Below are 1,331 nucleotides of genomic sequence, written 5' to 3'. Positions count from 1 at the left end.
CTGACTGCCTGACACATCTGTGTGAAAAGCAAACAGATCAGGTTCTACACTTTAAAGACCGAATACGGGAAAACCAAATCTGGTCGTAGTAATCATGCTCAGCTTTATGGCTAGCAAAGCACGGTTGCGGATCTAATGGTAACAACGGTACTGGCGCGACTGAGTTGCCTACCTTTATTGACTACTCCTTTGAGCCAGCGCAGACCAATGCATGAGATAGCTTAGACCTCGTTTCCAATGGGGATCTACCTGCCGACCTAAGCGAAGAAGTTGAACAGCCATACCGACCGGTAGTAGCATAAAGTAAGGCCACGGCTGCCACGCTCGTAGAGTCGTTCGAGCGCTTGTGCTGAGCGAATCCGAGAGTCCTCAAGTTCTTTGGCTCCTGATTTACTATCTAAAAATAGTTCTTCTACCTCAAACCGAAAACCGTATTGCCACAGTGAAAGTAAGGTGGGGGGCTCATCGGTGATCACCGCCCAGGGCTCGAAGACCCCTTTGACTTTAGCTAATACAAGGTTACAGCGATGCTCCCCATCAAGCCTATGACCGACATTATGATCAAAAAATGCCTCTGTGGCATGGTGGCCACAGATAGCGGACTTCAATCGGATAGCGACACCGGACCATGCAGTAGTACATCACATGGCAGCCGTAGGCAGTAATGCCAAGCGCTTGTTGCAACCAACTCATCAGGTCAAGAAAGCGCGAAACCTCGATGTGCTTTGAGCATGATCACGGGATGTTGACGCAATAGCCACCGGGCTCGGCGTAACAACGGTCTATAAGTTTCTTGCGGCAACGGTAGAACTGCTATGTTCCCATACCTGCCTAAGAAATGGCACAGCGCGTCCACAACAGATTACCGATAAATGAATCATGCAGTAACGATTCCACAGCACGCTCCGTATCGAGAGCAATACACACGACGGTGAGACTGCCAGTCTTTTAAGGCCAGTAGCACTAGGGGAATATACAGCCGATTCACGCGAATCAGTCCATTGCCAAAAAATCGATGCCACCGGCGCTCAAAACTCTGGGCAAATAAAGCATCAGCTTGGCACATAAGGTTCCCAGGCCGGAAGACGATACTGACCACTACAGACTCTTGCGCTTACCATCCAGGCGCTTTGTTTTGAGATGACGCAGATCGCGGAGCGCGGCTGTATTGACGCAAAAAGTTAAATAGCTGATTATAAAGTTGGGTAGAGTAAGACATGCTTGCTGTTGAGCTAGTTGTGTAGTGACTCTTGCGCTTGCCTATCACTCTGCCCCTTTTCTCGCAAACAACGTCATTGCAAGCTTTGAGCCACTTGTGTCAGGCAGCCAGG

The 1,331-nt window shown here is 49.4% G+C and carries 2 protein-coding genes; both read right to left on the bottom strand.

From position 1 onward, the window contains the following. Window positions 1-257: 257 nt before the first annotated feature. The gene (locus F6K46_RS39800) at window positions 258-608 is read right to left on the bottom strand and encodes a hypothetical protein (protein ID WP_293069051.1); all 351 of its coding nucleotides are present in this window, start codon (window positions 606-608) and stop codon (window positions 258-260) included. 269 nt (window positions 609-877) lie between these two features. Then, window positions 878-1,099: a hypothetical protein gene (locus F6K46_RS39795; RefSeq protein ID WP_293118209.1), complete on the bottom strand. Its 222-nt coding sequence runs from the start codon at window positions 1,097-1,099 to the stop codon at window positions 878-880. Between the last annotated feature and the right edge of the window lie 232 nt (window positions 1,100-1,331).

The sequence above is a fragment of the Moorena sp. SIO3E8 genome (assembly GCF_010692445.1).
Taxonomy (GTDB): domain Bacteria; phylum Cyanobacteriota; class Cyanobacteriia; order Cyanobacteriales; family Coleofasciculaceae; genus Moorena; species Moorena bouillonii.
This window is presented reverse-complemented; position numbering and strand designations above follow the sequence as displayed.